Source organism: Dialister histaminiformans (assembly GCF_900103425.1).
Classification (GTDB): domain Bacteria; phylum Bacillota; class Negativicutes; order Veillonellales; family Dialisteraceae; genus Allisonella; species Allisonella histaminiformans.
In genome coordinates this window covers 1-14,281 of sequence record NZ_FMXA01000016.1, presented here as the reverse complement: position 1 = coordinate 14,281, position 14,281 = coordinate 1, and the positions used below count along the sequence as shown (strand labels likewise).

At 47.4% G+C, this 14,281-nt stretch carries 13 protein-coding genes; 11 read left to right on the top strand and 2 right to left on the bottom strand.

What is annotated here, in order from left to right; all coding sequences use genetic code 11:
• Window positions 1-56 precede the first annotated feature (56 nt).
• The 5 genes from BLQ79_RS06225 to BLQ79_RS06205 all read left to right on the top strand — a co-directional run bounded on the left by BLQ79_RS06225 (window position 57) and on the right by BLQ79_RS06205 (window position 5,252).
• Window positions 57-1,244 (top strand): glycosyltransferase, encoded by a 1,188-nt coding sequence (locus BLQ79_RS06225; protein WP_091364925.1) that lies wholly within the window; start codon window positions 57-59, stop codon window positions 1,242-1,244.
• Window positions 1,222-2,934 (top strand): PIG-L family deacetylase, encoded by a 1,713-nt coding sequence (locus BLQ79_RS06220; RefSeq protein ID WP_159427867.1) that lies wholly within the window; start codon window positions 1,222-1,224, stop codon window positions 2,932-2,934. Before BLQ79_RS06225 ends, BLQ79_RS06220 begins: the two co-directional genes overlap by 23 nt.
• Window positions 2,935-2,970: 36 nt before the next feature.
• Window positions 2,971-3,582, top strand: coding sequence for a YrbL family protein (locus BLQ79_RS06215; RefSeq protein WP_159427866.1), 612 nt, complete (start codon window positions 2,971-2,973; stop codon window positions 3,580-3,582).
• 32 nt (window positions 3,583-3,614) lie between these two features.
• Window positions 3,615-4,241 (top strand): YrbL family protein, encoded by a 627-nt coding sequence (locus BLQ79_RS06210; protein ID WP_091364917.1) that lies wholly within the window; start codon window positions 3,615-3,617, stop codon window positions 4,239-4,241.
• Window positions 4,242-4,679: 438 nt separating this feature from the next.
• On the top strand, window positions 4,680-5,252 hold the full coding sequence (locus BLQ79_RS06205; protein WP_091364915.1) for a glycosyltransferase family protein: 573 nt from the start codon (window positions 4,680-4,682) through the stop codon (window positions 5,250-5,252).
• A 216-nt stretch (window positions 5,253-5,468) separates the two neighbouring features.
• On the opposite strand, the gene BLQ79_RS06200 is transcribed toward BLQ79_RS06205, so the two are convergent.
• Window positions 5,469-6,344, bottom strand: a complete 876-nt coding sequence (locus BLQ79_RS06200; RefSeq protein ID WP_091364913.1) for a hypothetical protein — start codon at window positions 6,342-6,344, stop codon at window positions 5,469-5,471.
• 164 nt (window positions 6,345-6,508) lie between these two features.
• Here BLQ79_RS06200 and BLQ79_RS06195 point away from each other — a divergent pair, with 164 nt between their 5' ends.
• The 6 genes from BLQ79_RS06195 (at window position 6,509) to rsmG (ending at window position 13,725) form a co-directional block, all read left to right on the top strand.
• On the top strand, window positions 6,509-8,305 hold the full coding sequence (locus BLQ79_RS06195) for a phosphoethanolamine transferase (protein ID WP_234944945.1): 1,797 nt from the start codon (window positions 6,509-6,511) through the stop codon (window positions 8,303-8,305).
• Between the two features lie 633 nt (window positions 8,306-8,938).
• Window positions 8,939-9,817, top strand: a complete 879-nt coding sequence (gene galU / locus BLQ79_RS06190) for a UTP--glucose-1-phosphate uridylyltransferase GalU (protein WP_091364961.1) — start codon at window positions 8,939-8,941, stop codon at window positions 9,815-9,817.
• 111 nt (window positions 9,818-9,928) lie between these two features.
• A complete protein-coding gene (locus BLQ79_RS06185; protein ID WP_091364909.1) occupies window positions 9,929-10,423 on the top strand; it encodes a ferritin in 495 nt (164 codons plus the stop codon).
• A 220-nt stretch (window positions 10,424-10,643) separates the two neighbouring features.
• A complete protein-coding gene (gene trxA / locus BLQ79_RS06180) occupies window positions 10,644-10,955 on the top strand; it encodes a thioredoxin (RefSeq protein WP_091364906.1) in 312 nt (103 codons plus the stop codon).
• A 176-nt stretch (window positions 10,956-11,131) separates the two neighbouring features.
• On the top strand, window positions 11,132-13,006 hold the full coding sequence (gene mnmG, locus BLQ79_RS06175) for a tRNA uridine-5-carboxymethylaminomethyl(34) synthesis enzyme MnmG (RefSeq protein ID WP_091364904.1): 1,875 nt from the start codon (window positions 11,132-11,134) through the stop codon (window positions 13,004-13,006).
• Window positions 13,003-13,725: a 16S rRNA (guanine(527)-N(7))-methyltransferase RsmG gene (gene rsmG, locus BLQ79_RS06170; RefSeq protein ID WP_091364902.1), complete on the top strand. Its 723-nt coding sequence runs from the start codon at window positions 13,003-13,005 to the stop codon at window positions 13,723-13,725. Before mnmG ends, rsmG begins: the two co-directional genes overlap by 4 nt.
• 236 nt (window positions 13,726-13,961) lie before the next feature.
• On the opposite strand, the gene BLQ79_RS06165 is transcribed toward rsmG, so the two are convergent.
• A partial coding sequence (locus BLQ79_RS06165) for an integrase core domain-containing protein (protein ID WP_143270097.1) occupies window positions 13,962-14,281 on the bottom strand: 320 nt, incomplete at its 5' end.

The following is a 14,281-nucleotide window of genomic DNA, read 5'->3' as shown; positions in this document are numbered from 1 at the left end:
AAGGTTGAAGTGAAAGCGGGTTCATCCGATAGTAAGGACGCCTGAAAGGAGGAGTCATGCATATAGTTATTGCCCATTTTGGAACTCACTATGTGAACAATCCAGGGGGAGTGGAAAAGGTAATCTGCCAGCTTTCCGGGGAAATGATCCGCCGTGGGCATGCGGTGACTATACTGTACAGGGATCGCTGTGAGGGAGATCCTTATTTTCCTCTGGACAGCCGGGTGGTTCAGCATAATATCCTGTTTCAGGATGGAAAGAAAATCATCTCTGACAAACTTCCGGTAAGACTCCGGGCCTTACGGGAAATCGTCCGGGTATTTTCAAAATCCGGAGGACAGGAAATGAACGCGCGGTTCAAGGGACGCCAGTACGGTATGCAGATTCAGAAATATCTGCAGAAACATCCGGCGGATGTAGTCCTTTCATGTTCGGTCCCTTCCACTAAATATGTGATAGATGACGCGCATTGTACGGCGCCGGTGATACAGATGATGCATTCGCATCCCTGCTATCTTTTTCCCAATATGTCAAAGGCGGAAATTGCGGCGGTAAGAAAATGCAGAGCGCTTCAGATTCTGCTTCCATCAGGATTGAAGACAGCGAGGGAGTTCTTTCCGGACCTGCCGGTGAAAGTCATTGGGAACCCGGTATATCCGCCGGTAAAGAAAGCACATCCGGGAGACGCGAAAGAAAAGCATCTGATTTCCTGCGTAGGAAGTCTGACAAAAAATAAACAGCAGCATCTTCTTGCCGAAGCGTTTGGCCTTCTGGCAGCGGATCATCCCGATTGGAATGTAGAGTTCTGGGGATATTCCGGGCACTATGGCAGCCGGATACAGTCATGGGCGGATAAGCATTCCTTATCAGGAAGGATCCTGATTAAAGGGCAGACCACTCACGTGGAAGATGTGTATGCCAGAAGTGACATTTTCTGTCTTCCCAGCCGGGCGGAAGGCTGGGGACTGGGACTTACAGAGGCTATGGCGGCCGGGGTTCCAGCTGTAGGATTTAAAGGATGTACCGGTGTGGAAGATCTGATTCAGGATGGAGTCACCGGGTTCCTGGCCGACAAGGGAAGCGTGGAGTCTCTGGCCGAAGCGCTGAAGGCCCTGATGGATGATGCGGAAAAACGAACGATTATGGGCCGGCAGGCCGCAGAGAGCATGAAACAGTATGCACCTGAAAAAATCTGGGATGAATGGGAGGCGCTTTTACAGGATGTCAGCACAGGGAAAGAATAATGGGCTTTTCTCCTTCTTTGAAGGACTGGATGAATCATCCCGTACACTGATGGTTATCATTCCCCATGAGGATGATGAAATCAATCTGGCGGGGACAGTCATTTACCATGCCCGCCATCTGGGCATCCGCGTCATCTGCGTATTTACTACCAACGGAGACTGGAAGTATCGCGGACTTGTCCGCATGAAAGAGGCGATACAGGCGCTGTCTCTTCTTGGCGTGCCGGAAAAAGATATCGTTTTCCTGGGGTATCCTGATGGGGGAGTGCATGGGGAACGCAATGTGTTCGTCAGCGGCAGGAAGGAAGCGCTTGCCGGACGCGATGGACGCAGGGAAACCTATGGCATGGATACACATGCTGACTTTGCCATGCAGTACCGGGGAAAACATCAGGCGTATACATGGAATGGACTGGTTCAGGACATAAAGGATGTCATCCTCCGGGATAAGCCGGCCATGATTCTGGCTACGGATTTTGACTCTCACCCGGATCACCGGCTGTGCTATCTGGGATTTCTGCATGCAATGAATTCCATTCTGCATACCTGTCATGATTACCGGCCGGTAGTGCTTATGGGATTCTGCTACAGTACGGGATTTGAAGGAAGAAAGGATTTTTATGGTCCGCATCTTCTGTCTTCTGTGATAAATACAGACCAGCTCTGGAATAAGGCATATGAAACCGATAATCCGGTGTATGAATGGGACCAGCGTATACGGTTCCCTGTGGAAGAGGCGTGCCGGTCTTGGTTGAAGCAGAATATTATCTATAAGGCGCTTTGCTGTCATATGTCACAGAAGGCATCTACCCGGGCCATCCGCCTGATTAACGGAGATCAGGTCTTCTGGCTCCGGCGAACCGACAACCGGATATATGAGGGGAAGGTTTCTGTTTCCTCCGGTAACGGGGACTATCTTCATGATTTCATGATGATGAATACGGAACATATTACCGATAAACACCCGGCAATGGAAAATTATCTCTGGATACCTGACGCAGAGGACAGGGAAAAATGGTGCCGATGCGACTTTGATACGCCTCAGGATATCGAGGCCGTAGCTTTTTATGGGAATATGGATGATGAAAACCAGGTGCTGAAAGGACGACTTACCTTCAGTACCGGGTATTCCTGCATGACAGGGCCCTTCCGGAAACAGGGACAGGAAACCCTGATTACCGTGCCCCGCCAGTCAGGAGTAACCTGGGTGAAGTTTGAAATCCTGGAATCAAAGGGACAGGGAGCCGGAATTTCCGAATGGGAAATTCTGGAAAATACCCGTCTGCCGCTTTCCATAATCCAGATTTGTATCAATAATCATTTTGCCTACGACTGGGCCATCTGGCCAGGAGAAAAGCCGGAAATTTCTGCATATACTTATGGAGTGCAGGGACAGGTGAAATGGTACAGTGATGGCCAGCCGGCCACGGAAGAATCTATAAATAAGCAGCTGCAGCATCTGGAAAAACGACTGGTGATTCGTGTAGAATCAGAAGATAATCCCGGGCTGTGGAGCGAAGCGGTGTTTGTACCGGCCGACAGAAGCTTCCGGATACGGCACCACATGAGGATGATGCGGGATAAGGCCGGCGTATGGTGGAGACGGCAGATGGATAAGAGGCCGCATCATCAGCTGAAAAAGATAAAGTCGGAAAAAGAATACGATAAGAAATTTTTACCTCGCGGATGAGAGGGCGTTACGCGATGAACAGAAAGGAACATGACAATGGATATAGTGAACATTACCGATGATCTGTTCCTCGGGAAAGGCGGTCATCGAGCCTGCTATCGTCATCCTGTGGATAAGACAAAATGTATAAAGATTATTTTAAACAGTGACGGGGCACGGACAGTTAATTTTGAACTGGATTTCCTCAGAACTCTTCATAAAAGAGGATTTTACCCGAAGCTCATTCCCGGGTATTATGGAATGATTGAAACCAGTAAAGGGACGGGCTATGTATATGATCTGGTAGAGAATGCTGATGGTACACCGGCGCTGACTCTGGATGATTTCCTGAAAAATCCGCAGATGCTGAAGGAACACCAGGAAAGGCTGCTGGAATTAATGTGCAGTCTTCATAAGGATTTATATGACAATCAGGTCATTGTGCGCAGTCTGGAAGCATGGAATGTGCTTTTTCCCCAGGCAGCGGATGGCACGCTGTCCATCCGGCTTGTCAATGATCTGGGCATGCCGAATAAGCTTAAGATTCCTTACCACATCAGTTATGCAGCCCATAAACATGTGGAAAAGCACTGGAAGAAATTTAAACATGATATGAGACCTTATTATAAGGGAATTCAGGAAGCCCAGCATTTTATTGACCTGCTGTAAACGTACGGCTTTCGTGAAGGAGGATATAAGACATGAAGAAACCTGAAACGGTTATACTTAAGGAAGAAGGATTTATTTCCAAGGGCAATCATCGTGCCTGCTACCACTATCCCGGCCGTCCGGACAAATGTATTAAAGTGATTCTTTCCGAAGATGGGAAACGAATCTGCGCATTTGAGTTTAAATACATCAAAATCCTGTACGGAAGAGGATTTGATCCAAAGACCATTCCCCATTACTATGGAACGGTGCCGGTAAATATCGGGGTGGACCATGTGGGGTACGTGTACGATATCGTGGAAAATTCCGATGGATCTCAGGCGAAATGCCTGCATGATTTCTTCGTGGATGAGGAATTATTCCGTAAAAATGAGAAGACTCTTCTGGAACTGATGGAAAAGCTGCGCCAGGATCTCTATGATAACCAGGTCATTTTCCGAAGCCTCACTACTCCGAATATCCTGTTCCCGGTAGACGGTGAAGGCCATATGGATGTAAAACTTATTAACGACCTGGGAACCAGGGCCGTACTGAAGTTTAACTATCACTTTGGCTGGGCAGCTCACCGTTATGTCAATAAGTACTGGGCAAAATTCAAGAGAGACATTCCGAAGCATTACAATCAGCCATGGGTTCTTGAATTTGCAAAGAAGATTTGATGGATGAGCTGAAGCTCATGGGCTGTAAGCCTTCGGCTTAGGGCTGTATGAATCTTTAAAAGATTCATAAGGCTGTGCTCTGACATCAACATGGCAGGGCTGTGCAAAACGCAACGTTTTGCAGGGGACGGATTCTCTTCAGACCAAAAGAGATTGGGCTTCGCTCCTTAATGTACAGAAGTTTTCGACTTCTGCAGGTGAGATCTGAAAGCTTCAAAAAACGGCTTCCAATAGATTTGGAAGCCGTTTTTTTATACCTTTTGCGGACGAGCGAAGCGAGTATGCCAAACCTCGTACCTCTCTTTAAGGGCTTACAAAGTTTAACAAAAGTTTAACAATTATTTTCATCAGGTTTATGTGGCTGGTGCATCATAAGGATATAAAGATGTGGTAAGAAATCTTGGTTCTTCAAATATATTTTGCAAAGCAGGTGGAACTATGAAAATAGCTATTGTGGATATGGGATTGGATAAGAATGATCGTTTTGGAACTACGGAACGGGGTATATGCGAATTGTCGCAGGCGCTGGTTCAGGAAGGCCATGAGGTGCTGGTCCTGTACCGCAACCATGTGAAGGGGGACTATTTATTTCCACTGGATAATCAGGTGAAGAGGCATCGCATTTCCGGAGAGTCTGCGGCTTTATCTGATACCGCAAAAATCAGAAGGGAAATTCTCCGGCTGTTCAGCCCTGACATGGCCCGTCAGATGACCGAAACGCATGAAAGAAAGGCTTATGCAGCAGAACTTTTACAGGCATTGAATTCCTTTGTGCCGGATATGGTGATTCTGGACTCTTCCCTTGATTCCTCGCTGGTCAGTGAACTGAAGATGACCAGTCAGGTTCTGTTTATGGATAAGATTCGTACTGGTGACTACAAAGGAAACGAAGTTCGCCAGGCAGAGAAAGGTATGGATAGAATAGTTCATCATATTTCTGAAAAAATACATAAGATTGAGGAAGCTCTGGCAAACCATCCATGGGGTAACAGCCGGCTGGTACATGGCTGAGATCTGTGAATCGGTATATATGGAAATGGGCATAAAAACTGAGCCGGTAATGAGGTTACACAATAGTGACTTCATTACCGGCTCAGTTGTTTGCTGTAAGTGGACTATGGATTTTCCTGTGAACAATATAAGGAAAATCAGGACTGTAATTTTTCTTACAGAGAATGTAATGCATGCAGAAGTTTTTCCGCTTGGTCTGCGATTACCAGTTCATCTTCATGGATTGGAATTCGTAATCGTATCCAGATACTCTTCATAGGCATTAATACTGTTAAATTCCTTCATGGGGAAGCATTCACTGCTCCAGCGGACGAGGAGCCATACGCAGCCGATGAAGACCAGGAGCTGGAGAATGCGGTAGAGAATGGAAATCTGTGTACCGTGCTGATCTTTCCAGCGGGGATTCAGATGGTAGGCACTGCTCCATATCCATCGGCAGTACAGGGTGAGATAAATAATCATGCCCAGCGCAATGGCGATAAGACCGGACCACCCGATGCGGGGGTAAATGATATGGGCAATCCAGTCCATGGGCATGTGACTGGCAAAGAAGAGTTCTCTTGGCGAGAGAACCATTCCGGTGAGATGAAAGTGGAGAAGATAAATGAATGGGCTGAAGGAGAAATAGCCGGCCATGGCCAGCACGATGACGGTCATCATCTTCTTTCCCAGTACCGCTTTGGAAATGATGTTCATCATGAAGAACAGGAGGAGAAGAACACCGAAAGCGGTGAGAAAATAAGGGGTCAGATGATTAAAGTCCGAATAGTGGGAACCGTTCAGTGCATGGGTGATGCAGTAAGGGAATACGGTAATCCAGAGGGCAAAGGGAATATATCCAATTCTCCAGAAAGGATGAAGCATATTTTTTCCGGTCATGAGCTGGGTGAGGAACAGCATGATAAAACACTCCATCATACTGCGCTGAAAACGATACCACGAGAACAGGCCGGAAATATGGATACTCATAAAATATAAAAAGGTCAGGAACAGAAAAAGAACGGCGGTGTATACGTAGCTGTGGATTTCCTGGCGGGAAATGCCATTCCACCACAGGGCCATTTTCTGTCTTTCTTTGTACCAGAAACTCATGGGAATCCTCCTTAAAAATCTCTTTCTAAGTATAGACTATAACCGCCGGTTCGCCAAATGAAAGAAAGGAATGAAAACGTTAGCCGGAAATTTAATTTTCTGCTAATATAGGAATGTTGTGGCAGCAGACTTTTCTGCTGTTGTGTTTAAAAGAGGAAATTGTGATGAAACAGATTCTGAAGCGCTCCCTGCTCACCGTCCTGCTTTTTGTGGTGGCAGCGGCAGGCATCCTTAAGCTCGGCGGGGATTATCCCACCCTTGCAAGTTATATGAATCCCCGGCTTCTGACATCCGTACTCGTGGTATGGATTGTCTCTCTGGGGATGTTCTCTGTGTTTACTGATTCGTACCTGAAGAAACTGCTGCCCTGGGCGGTGGTACTGCCTGTGCTGTGGGCAGCGGTGTTTACCTGGGGATACGGGTTCGCAGATCTTCCGGAAAAGAAGCATCTGGGGGATTACTACATGTATGCAGCCCTGATTTTCACGCTTCCCTATGTGTCAGGCGTGTGGAGCCGCCATTGCCTGAAGGCGCGCATCCCCTGGGGCATCGTGCAGGGACTGCTTGCGCTGTTCCTTCTGGCCATGCCCTTTGTCTATGTGGGATATTACATCGTCATGGGCGGAGAAATGGATATGTTCGCCATGATGGCCGTTATGGCTACACACAGCGATGAAGTGAAATCTTTCTTTACCACCGTAGCCTCTCCGGCTATGGCCGTTGGCTCCGTGGTGCTGGTAGCCGCTCTGCTGGTGCTGGCCATGAAGGGTTCATTCTCCCTTCTTAAGGCAGCAGCTTCCTGTGAAAGTCCGGTGAAGAGCCTGAGCCGGCGCGGGAAAATCGGCCTGGTGCTGGTGTCTATCCTGTTTATCGGCGGATTCTACCGCATGTTCACTCATGTGTTCCCTGTCAATATTTATCGCGCTGTGGAAAGCAAGGGCAGTGACTTCCAGGTACTGTCCCAGATGAATGACAATATCAATAAGAATACCGGGGCCATGCTGCTTCAGGAAGGGCAGAATGCACCGGATGGAACCTATATCGTCATTATCGGGGAAAGTGCCAACCGTGACCACATGAAGGCTTTCAATCCGGAATATCGGGAAAATAATACGCCCTGGCTTTCCGCTATGGCGAAAACTCCTGATTTCGCTCTGGGGTACAAGGCTTACTCTAATTTCCCGAATACGCTCATGTCCCTCAGCTATGCGCTCACCAGCGCTAACCAGTATGGGGATAACGACCTGCGGCACGTAGTCAGCCTGGTGGATGCCCTTCGCAAGGCAGGATTCGCCACCGACTGGATTTCGTTCAAGAACCGCAGCTCCCTGTCCAGCGCCGGCGTCACCATGATTGCTGAAAGGTGTGATCATACCTACTGGGAACAGAATCCGGATGAATATGCTCTGAATGTGCTGAAAGAATTACCTCCGGCAAAGAAACGGGTGGTGTTCATCAACATTACCGGCAGCCACTATACCTATAAGACACGTGTTCCGGTATCCCGTTGGAATCAGTTTGGCATTTCTCCGAATAACCCTGACCATGATTATGATATGACCATTGCTTATGACGACTGGATTATGCAGAATATCTTCAATTATGCCCGGGATAACATGAATCTGCAGGCTATGGTCTATTTCTCAGACCATGGGGAAAACATGAAACATTTCCACGGTACGTCACCGTTCTATTTTGATATGGTCCATATTCCGTTCTTCGTATATCTGTCCCCATCGTACCAGGCAAAATATCCGGAACTGATGAAGCAGATGAAGGCACACGAGCATACACCATTTACCAATGACCTGATATTTGATACTCTGTCTGGCCTGTTCCAGGCCCGGACTTCGTTCTATCACGAAGCCTATGATTTCTCGTCCCCGGCCTATGCTATCAACGCAGAGAATGCCATGACTATGGACAGAAAGAAAAAACTCACAGAAGATCCGGCGTTCTGATAGGAGAGGTAAGAGGTGTGAGGTTGGAGGTAGGAGGTTTGGCAGACGCGCTTCGCTTGTCCGCAAGTGGATTCTGCGAATAGCCTTTTGTAAAAGTGTTTTCCACTTCACCCCCAGCAAACTATGTTTGCTGCCCGCAAGAATGGGAGAGCCATTCTCGGGACCGCAGTCCTTCGGCCCGAGACGGCAAGAATCCTGATGGATTCTTGAGACGGTGCAATTCCTTTAGAATTGCAGGGGGGATGCGGAAATTGGTTGTATATGGAAAGCAGAAAGAATCACAAGAAATGATTCTTTTTGCTTTTTGTTTTTACAGCATGCTTAGCAGAAGAATTGAAAAGTGCATCCAAAAGGTAACGCACAAAATGAAACGCCTTTCTGGAGAGAAAGGGGGACCGTCGAAGACGGTGGAAAGTTGATTCCACATTGTTAAATTATAGGAACGCATAATGTATGGTTGTCAGTCTGAAAGAGAATCCAAAGGATTCTCGGTCTGTCGTCTGAAGTCTGAGAGGGAACATGCAATGTTCCCGTTCTGTGGCCGTCAGGCCACTGTGCTTTACTTTTTTTCCGGGGATGGTTAACATAAGATTAAATGCAGATTATAAAAATAACAGGTTTAAGGAGCAGGTTATGAAAAAGATAAGAAAAGCAGTCATCCCGGCAGCGGGATTCGGTACACGTTTCCTTCCGGCTACCAAGGCCATGCCAAAGGAAATGCTGCCTATTGTCGACAAACCGACGATTCAGTATATTGTGGAAGAAATTCTGGAGAGCGGAATCAATGAGATTCTGATTATTTCCGGCCATGCCAAGAGAGCGATTGAAGACCATTTTGATTCCTCTCCGGAACTGGAACGACATCTGTATGAACATGGCAAGATGGAATTGCTTAAGGAAATTGAACGCATTTCCTCCATTACGGTTCACTACGTCCGTCAGAAGCATATGAACGGACTGGGAGATGCTATTCTCTGCGCTAAGACCTTTATGGATGATGAGCCATTCGGTGTCATTCTGGGAGACGATATTGTGTACAATCCGAAGCGTCCGGCACTGAAGCAGCTCATCGATATGTATAATGAAACGGGCTCCACCATTCTTGGATGCCAGGAAGTGGAGAAGGAAGCGGTATCTTCCTACGGCATTATTAAGGGCGTTCCTACAGAAACATCTAATCTGTACCGGGTGGAAGATATGGTGGAAAAACCGGCAGTAGAAGAAGCACCGAGTCGTACAGCGGTTCTGGGACGCTATGTCATTACGCCGGATATCTTCCCGATTCTGGAACAGACGCAGCCGGGAAAAGGTGGAGAAATTCAGCTCACCGATGCACTCCGGGTTATGGCTAAAAACAGCAGCGTTTATGCGTATAACTTCGAAGGCCGCCGTTACGATGTAGGCAATAAACTGGGGTTTCTGGAAGCCACGGTGGAATTTGCCCTGCGAAGAAAGGATCTGGGCGGTCCGTTTGCTGACTATCTGAAACAGATTGTTTCGGGAATGAAATAAACTGAATAAAATTTGTTCAGTATCTGGATTAATTGGAAAAATGCGATATAATAGAGATAGACAAACTCATTGTCCAATAATAAAGCTACATGTTGATAAGGAGGATTCATTATGAAATTGTCCGCATCTATGGAAAAAGCACTGAATGAACAGTATGTTAAGGAACTGTATTCCGCATATCTTTATCTCTCTATGTCCAAGGATATGAAGAGAGAAGGATTCACCGGTTATGCATCCTGGCTCAAGATTCAGCATGATGAAGAACTGGAACACGCATTTAAGATTTCTGACTATATCGAAGACAGAGAAGGGGTTACTGAATTCGGCGCTATCGATGCGGTAACTCAGCATTTTGACTGCCCATGCCAGGTATCTGAAGCTGCACTGAAGCACGAAGAATTCATTTCCGACTCCATCCGCAGCCTCTTTAAGCAGGCAAGAGCAGAAGGCGATCTGGAAACTGAAGTATTCCTCCAGTGGTACATTACTGAACAGGTAGAAGAAGAAGCTAACGCTCACGAAATCGTTGACGGTTTCAAGGCTACTGAAGATGATAAGGCTGCATTCTACAGCTTTGATCAGTCCCTCAAGGGAAGAAAAGAATAAATAATGGCTAAAAAGCTGTGGCAGGATACCTGTCACAGCTTTTTTGCTGCCTGTGCATAAAAACAGGTAAGAGGAAAAACTCGCAAGCCGAACCCTATCCTTCCTCAAACTTCATATCTCATACCTGCTTTTTAGCGAGTCTTGACGCCTTGACGGTGTACTGTATAATAGGTATATAGATAATTGTAGATATGGTTGATATATAACAGGAGAAATCATTATGGAAGTTGTTATTACCAAAGATAATTTTGAAGCAGAAGTTCTTAAATCGGATAAGCCGGTACTGGTAGATTTCTGGGCTACCTGGTGCCCGCCATGTCGTCGTCTGGCACCGGTAGTGGCCAAGTTGGCTGAAGAAAAGGCCGATACCCTGAAAGTGGGCAAGGTGGATGTGGATGATCAGCAGGAACTGGCCGCTCAGTTTGGCATTATGAGCATTCCTACCCTTATCCTGTTCAAGGATGGCAAGGCGGTAAAGCAGACTATGGGATTCCAGCCGGAGGAAGCACTGGTTCAGTTTGTAACCGAATAATTTCCTCCTTCAGGAAACTCCCTGACAGACTAGACCGGAAGACCGGATTTTCTTTTTAGATGATATGAGACGGGGCTGTGCAAAACATATTTTTGCATAGCCTCGTTTTTGCCTGTATAATATCTATCATGATTTAGTGTTTACTCCCTCAGACGGAGGGGAAAGAAGGGTAAGAAATGTATTTGATTGATTCCTATGACGTTATTGTTGTTGGCGCCGGTCATGCGGGATGCGAAGCAGCACTGGCTGCTGCCCGTATGGGATGCAAAACGCTGCTTACGACAATTTCTCTGGATAATGTAGCGATGATGCCGTGCAATCCGGCAGTAGGCGGACCGGGAAAGAGCCATCTGGTCAAAGAACTGGATGCGCTGGGCGGCGAAATGGGCATTGCAGCAGATGCCACCGCCATTCAGATGCGCATGCTCAACAGCAGTAAGGGACCGGCTGTGTACGCTCTGCGTGCCCAGTCGGACAAAGGCGCGTACCACCGCTATATGAAAAAGGTAATTGAAAACACCGACAATCTGGATCTGAAACAGATGATGGTGGTGGATATTCTGGAAGAAGACGGCCATGTCAACGGAATTATTTCTGAACTGGGTGAAGCCTATACAGCCAAGGCAGTCATTCTCTGCACAGGCACCTATCTGGAAAGTGATATCATCATCGGGGATAACAAGTACAAAGGTGGACCGAACGGCATGCGCCCAAGTACAGGACTTTCTGAAAATCTGAGAAAGCATGGTATCGAACTGCTCCGTTTCAAGACCGGGACACCGAGCCGTGTCGACCTGCGTACTCTGCACCTGGACCACATGGCGCTGGAAGAAGGAGATCCGAAGCATCATTCCTTCTCCTTCATGGATGAAGATGTGGACAGAAACAAGGCGGTCTGCTGGCTCACCTATACCAACGAAACCACCCATAAGATTATCCGGGACAATATTAAGAGAGCACCGAAGTATTCCGGTCTTATCACCGGGGTCGGAGCCAGATACTGCCCGTCCATTGAAGATAAGGTAGTCCGTTTCGCGGATAAGAAGAGACATCAGCTCTTCATCGAACCGGAAGGACTGGACACCAATGAAATGTATGTACAGGGCATGTCCACATCCCTGCCGATGGATGTACAGTATGCGTTCCTGCGTACCATTCCGGGGCTGGAAGATGTAAAGATTATGCGTCCGGCTTACGCGATTGAATACGATCTGCTGGATCCTCTCCAGCTGTATCCGACTCTGGAAGTAAAGAAGCTTCCGGGACTTTATTCCGCAGGTCAGTCCAACGGAACCTCCGGCTATGAAGAAGCGGCCGCTCAGGGCCTTATGGCCGGCATCAACGCGGCACTGAAGATAAAAGGAAAGGAACCGTTCGTACTGGCACGTCATGAAGCCTACATCGGTGCCCTTATTGATGATCTGGTAACCAAGGGAACCAATGAACCGTACCGTATGATGACCAGCCGCAGCGAATACCGTCTCATCCTCCGTCAGGATAATGCGGATCTGCGTCTTACAGAAAAGGGATATGCAATCGGTCTGGTATCGGAAGAACGATATGCCCGTTTCCAGGCCAGAAAGCAGAGACTGGAAGAAGCCCTGCATTTCATCCATACAAAGAGATTCACTCCATCGAAGGCAACTAATGAAGCCATGGTGGCAGCCGGTTCTGCACCGCTTACCACAGGCATTGGGGCTGATCAGATTCTGAGACGTCCGGAAATTACCTATGAAAAGATGGAAAAATATCTGGGATGCCCGCATTTTGCTCAGGACGCAGCAGAAGAAATGGAAATCATGATTAAATATGAAGGCTATATTGCCAGACAGGAAAAGGCCATCGAAAAGGCAGCCCGCATGGAAAATGAAAAGATTCCTGCCGGTATTGATTTCCTTCATATGGAAGGGATTACCATGGAAGCCCGTCAGAAGCTGGACAAGATCCGTCCGCTGTCTCTGGGACAGGCAGCCAGAATTTCCGGCGTATCCCCGGCGGATATGACCGTACTGATGGTATTTCTTAAGCAGCATAAGGGAGAATACAGATGACAGGCATGGACATGCTTAACGCACTGCATATCCAGGGCGATGAAACCATAGCGGCACGCCTTGAAAAGTACAATGAACTGGTAATGGAAAAGAACCGGGTGATGAACCTCACAGGTATTAAGGATAGCGGGGAAAGTCTCATTAAGAATGTGTATGATTCTCTGACTGTATACGATGCCCGGTATTTCCCACAGGGAGGCAGCCTTCTGGATCTGGGGACCGGCGCCGGTTTCCCGGGGATGATTCTGGCCATTCTCCGGCCGGATATGCAGGTCGTACTCATGGATGCCATCCGTAAAAAACTCCGCTTCATTGAAGAGGCGGCAGAAATCCTGGGGGTATCCAACGTGACGGTAGTACACAGCCGTGCGGAAGATGCGGCCCGGGACGGCGCTTTCCGCGACCATTTCGACGTAGTGACCGCCAGAGCGGTGAAATCCATGCCCGTCATTTCCGAATGGGCTCTGCCCTTCGTAAAAAAAGGCGGAATCTTTGCCGCTATGAAAGGACCGGGAGCCCAGGATGAACTCAGGGACGCCTCCGGCATTCTTTCTCTCATGGGAACCAGACTTGAAAGCGAAAAAGAATGCATCCTTCCCTCCGGAGAAAAGAGGGTCATCCTCTATCTCAGAAAAAACAGCCTGACACCTAAACGTTTCCCAAGAAAAGCAGGAGAAGCGGAAAGAAAGCCAATAAAAGCGGTAAGGGATAAGAGATAAGAGGCTTAAGGGAGCAGATTGGCTCCGCTTATCTGCAAGTGGATGCTTCGTATAGAATCTTTATAAAAGCAGAAAGGATCAAAGGTAAAAGATTCTTTCTGCTTTTAGTTTATATACCAGGAGGCTATTCGCAGAATCTACACCCTGCACTTTTGATGCAAAGGCAACGTCTCAAAACATTCGAAGAAATTTTTGCGGATATTGCAAATCTGGCTGGGTTCGCACGTGTTGGTTTGTCAAACATATGTTACACCGTACTTGATGAAATCATGGAGTGTATCTTTTGGAGATTTCCATCCAAGTGGCCGCATTGGGAAGCAGTTATAATCTCTATAATTATATCTTTTGAGTTGTCTGCTGAAATCTTCAAAAGAGAAGAAACAATGCGTGGCATAAAAGCGTTCGTTATCCTTGCGATGACTGCGTTCTACTTTCCCATTGTGTCTTGGGGTAAAGGGACGAATCTTTTTGTGCTTGATGCCCAGCTCCTTTAATTTACGCTCAAAAAGAGTAAAATCTTCGTCAAGACTTGCTTTAGTGAATCGTTTAGTGAATT

What these genes read in the sequence shown, in the direction of transcription:
- BLQ79_RS06200 (WP_091364913.1), bottom strand. Translation starts at nt 6,344, where the DNA reads ATGAGTTTCTGGTACAAAGAAAGACAGAAAATGGCCCTGTGGTGGAAT.
- BLQ79_RS06215 (WP_159427866.1), top strand. Translation starts at nt 2,971, where the DNA reads ATGGATATAGTGAACATTACCGATGATCTGTTCCTCGGGAAAGGCGGT.
- BLQ79_RS06225 (WP_091364925.1), top strand. Translation starts at nt 57, where the DNA reads ATGCATATAGTTATTGCCCATTTTGGAACTCACTATGTGAACAATCCA.
- BLQ79_RS06185 (WP_091364909.1), top strand. Translation starts at nt 9,929, where the DNA reads ATGAAATTGTCCGCATCTATGGAAAAAGCACTGAATGAACAGTATGTT.
- galU (WP_091364961.1), top strand. Translation starts at nt 8,939, where the DNA reads ATGAAAAAGATAAGAAAAGCAGTCATCCCGGCAGCGGGATTCGGTACA.
- trxA (WP_091364906.1), top strand. Translation starts at nt 10,644, where the DNA reads ATGGAAGTTGTTATTACCAAAGATAATTTTGAAGCAGAAGTTCTTAAA.
- BLQ79_RS06195 (WP_234944945.1), top strand. Translation starts at nt 6,509, where the DNA reads ATGAAACAGATTCTGAAGCGCTCCCTGCTCACCGTCCTGCTTTTTGTG.
- BLQ79_RS06220 (WP_159427867.1), top strand. Translation starts at nt 1,222, where the DNA reads ATGTCAGCACAGGGAAAGAATAATGGGCTTTTCTCCTTCTTTGAAGGA.
- BLQ79_RS06210 (WP_091364917.1), top strand. Translation starts at nt 3,615, where the DNA reads ATGAAGAAACCTGAAACGGTTATACTTAAGGAAGAAGGATTTATTTCC.
- BLQ79_RS06205 (WP_091364915.1), top strand. Translation starts at nt 4,680, where the DNA reads ATGAAAATAGCTATTGTGGATATGGGATTGGATAAGAATGATCGTTTT.
- rsmG (WP_091364902.1), top strand. Translation starts at nt 13,003, where the DNA reads ATGACAGGCATGGACATGCTTAACGCACTGCATATCCAGGGCGATGAA.
- mnmG (WP_091364904.1), top strand. Translation starts at nt 11,132, where the DNA reads ATGTATTTGATTGATTCCTATGACGTTATTGTTGTTGGCGCCGGTCAT.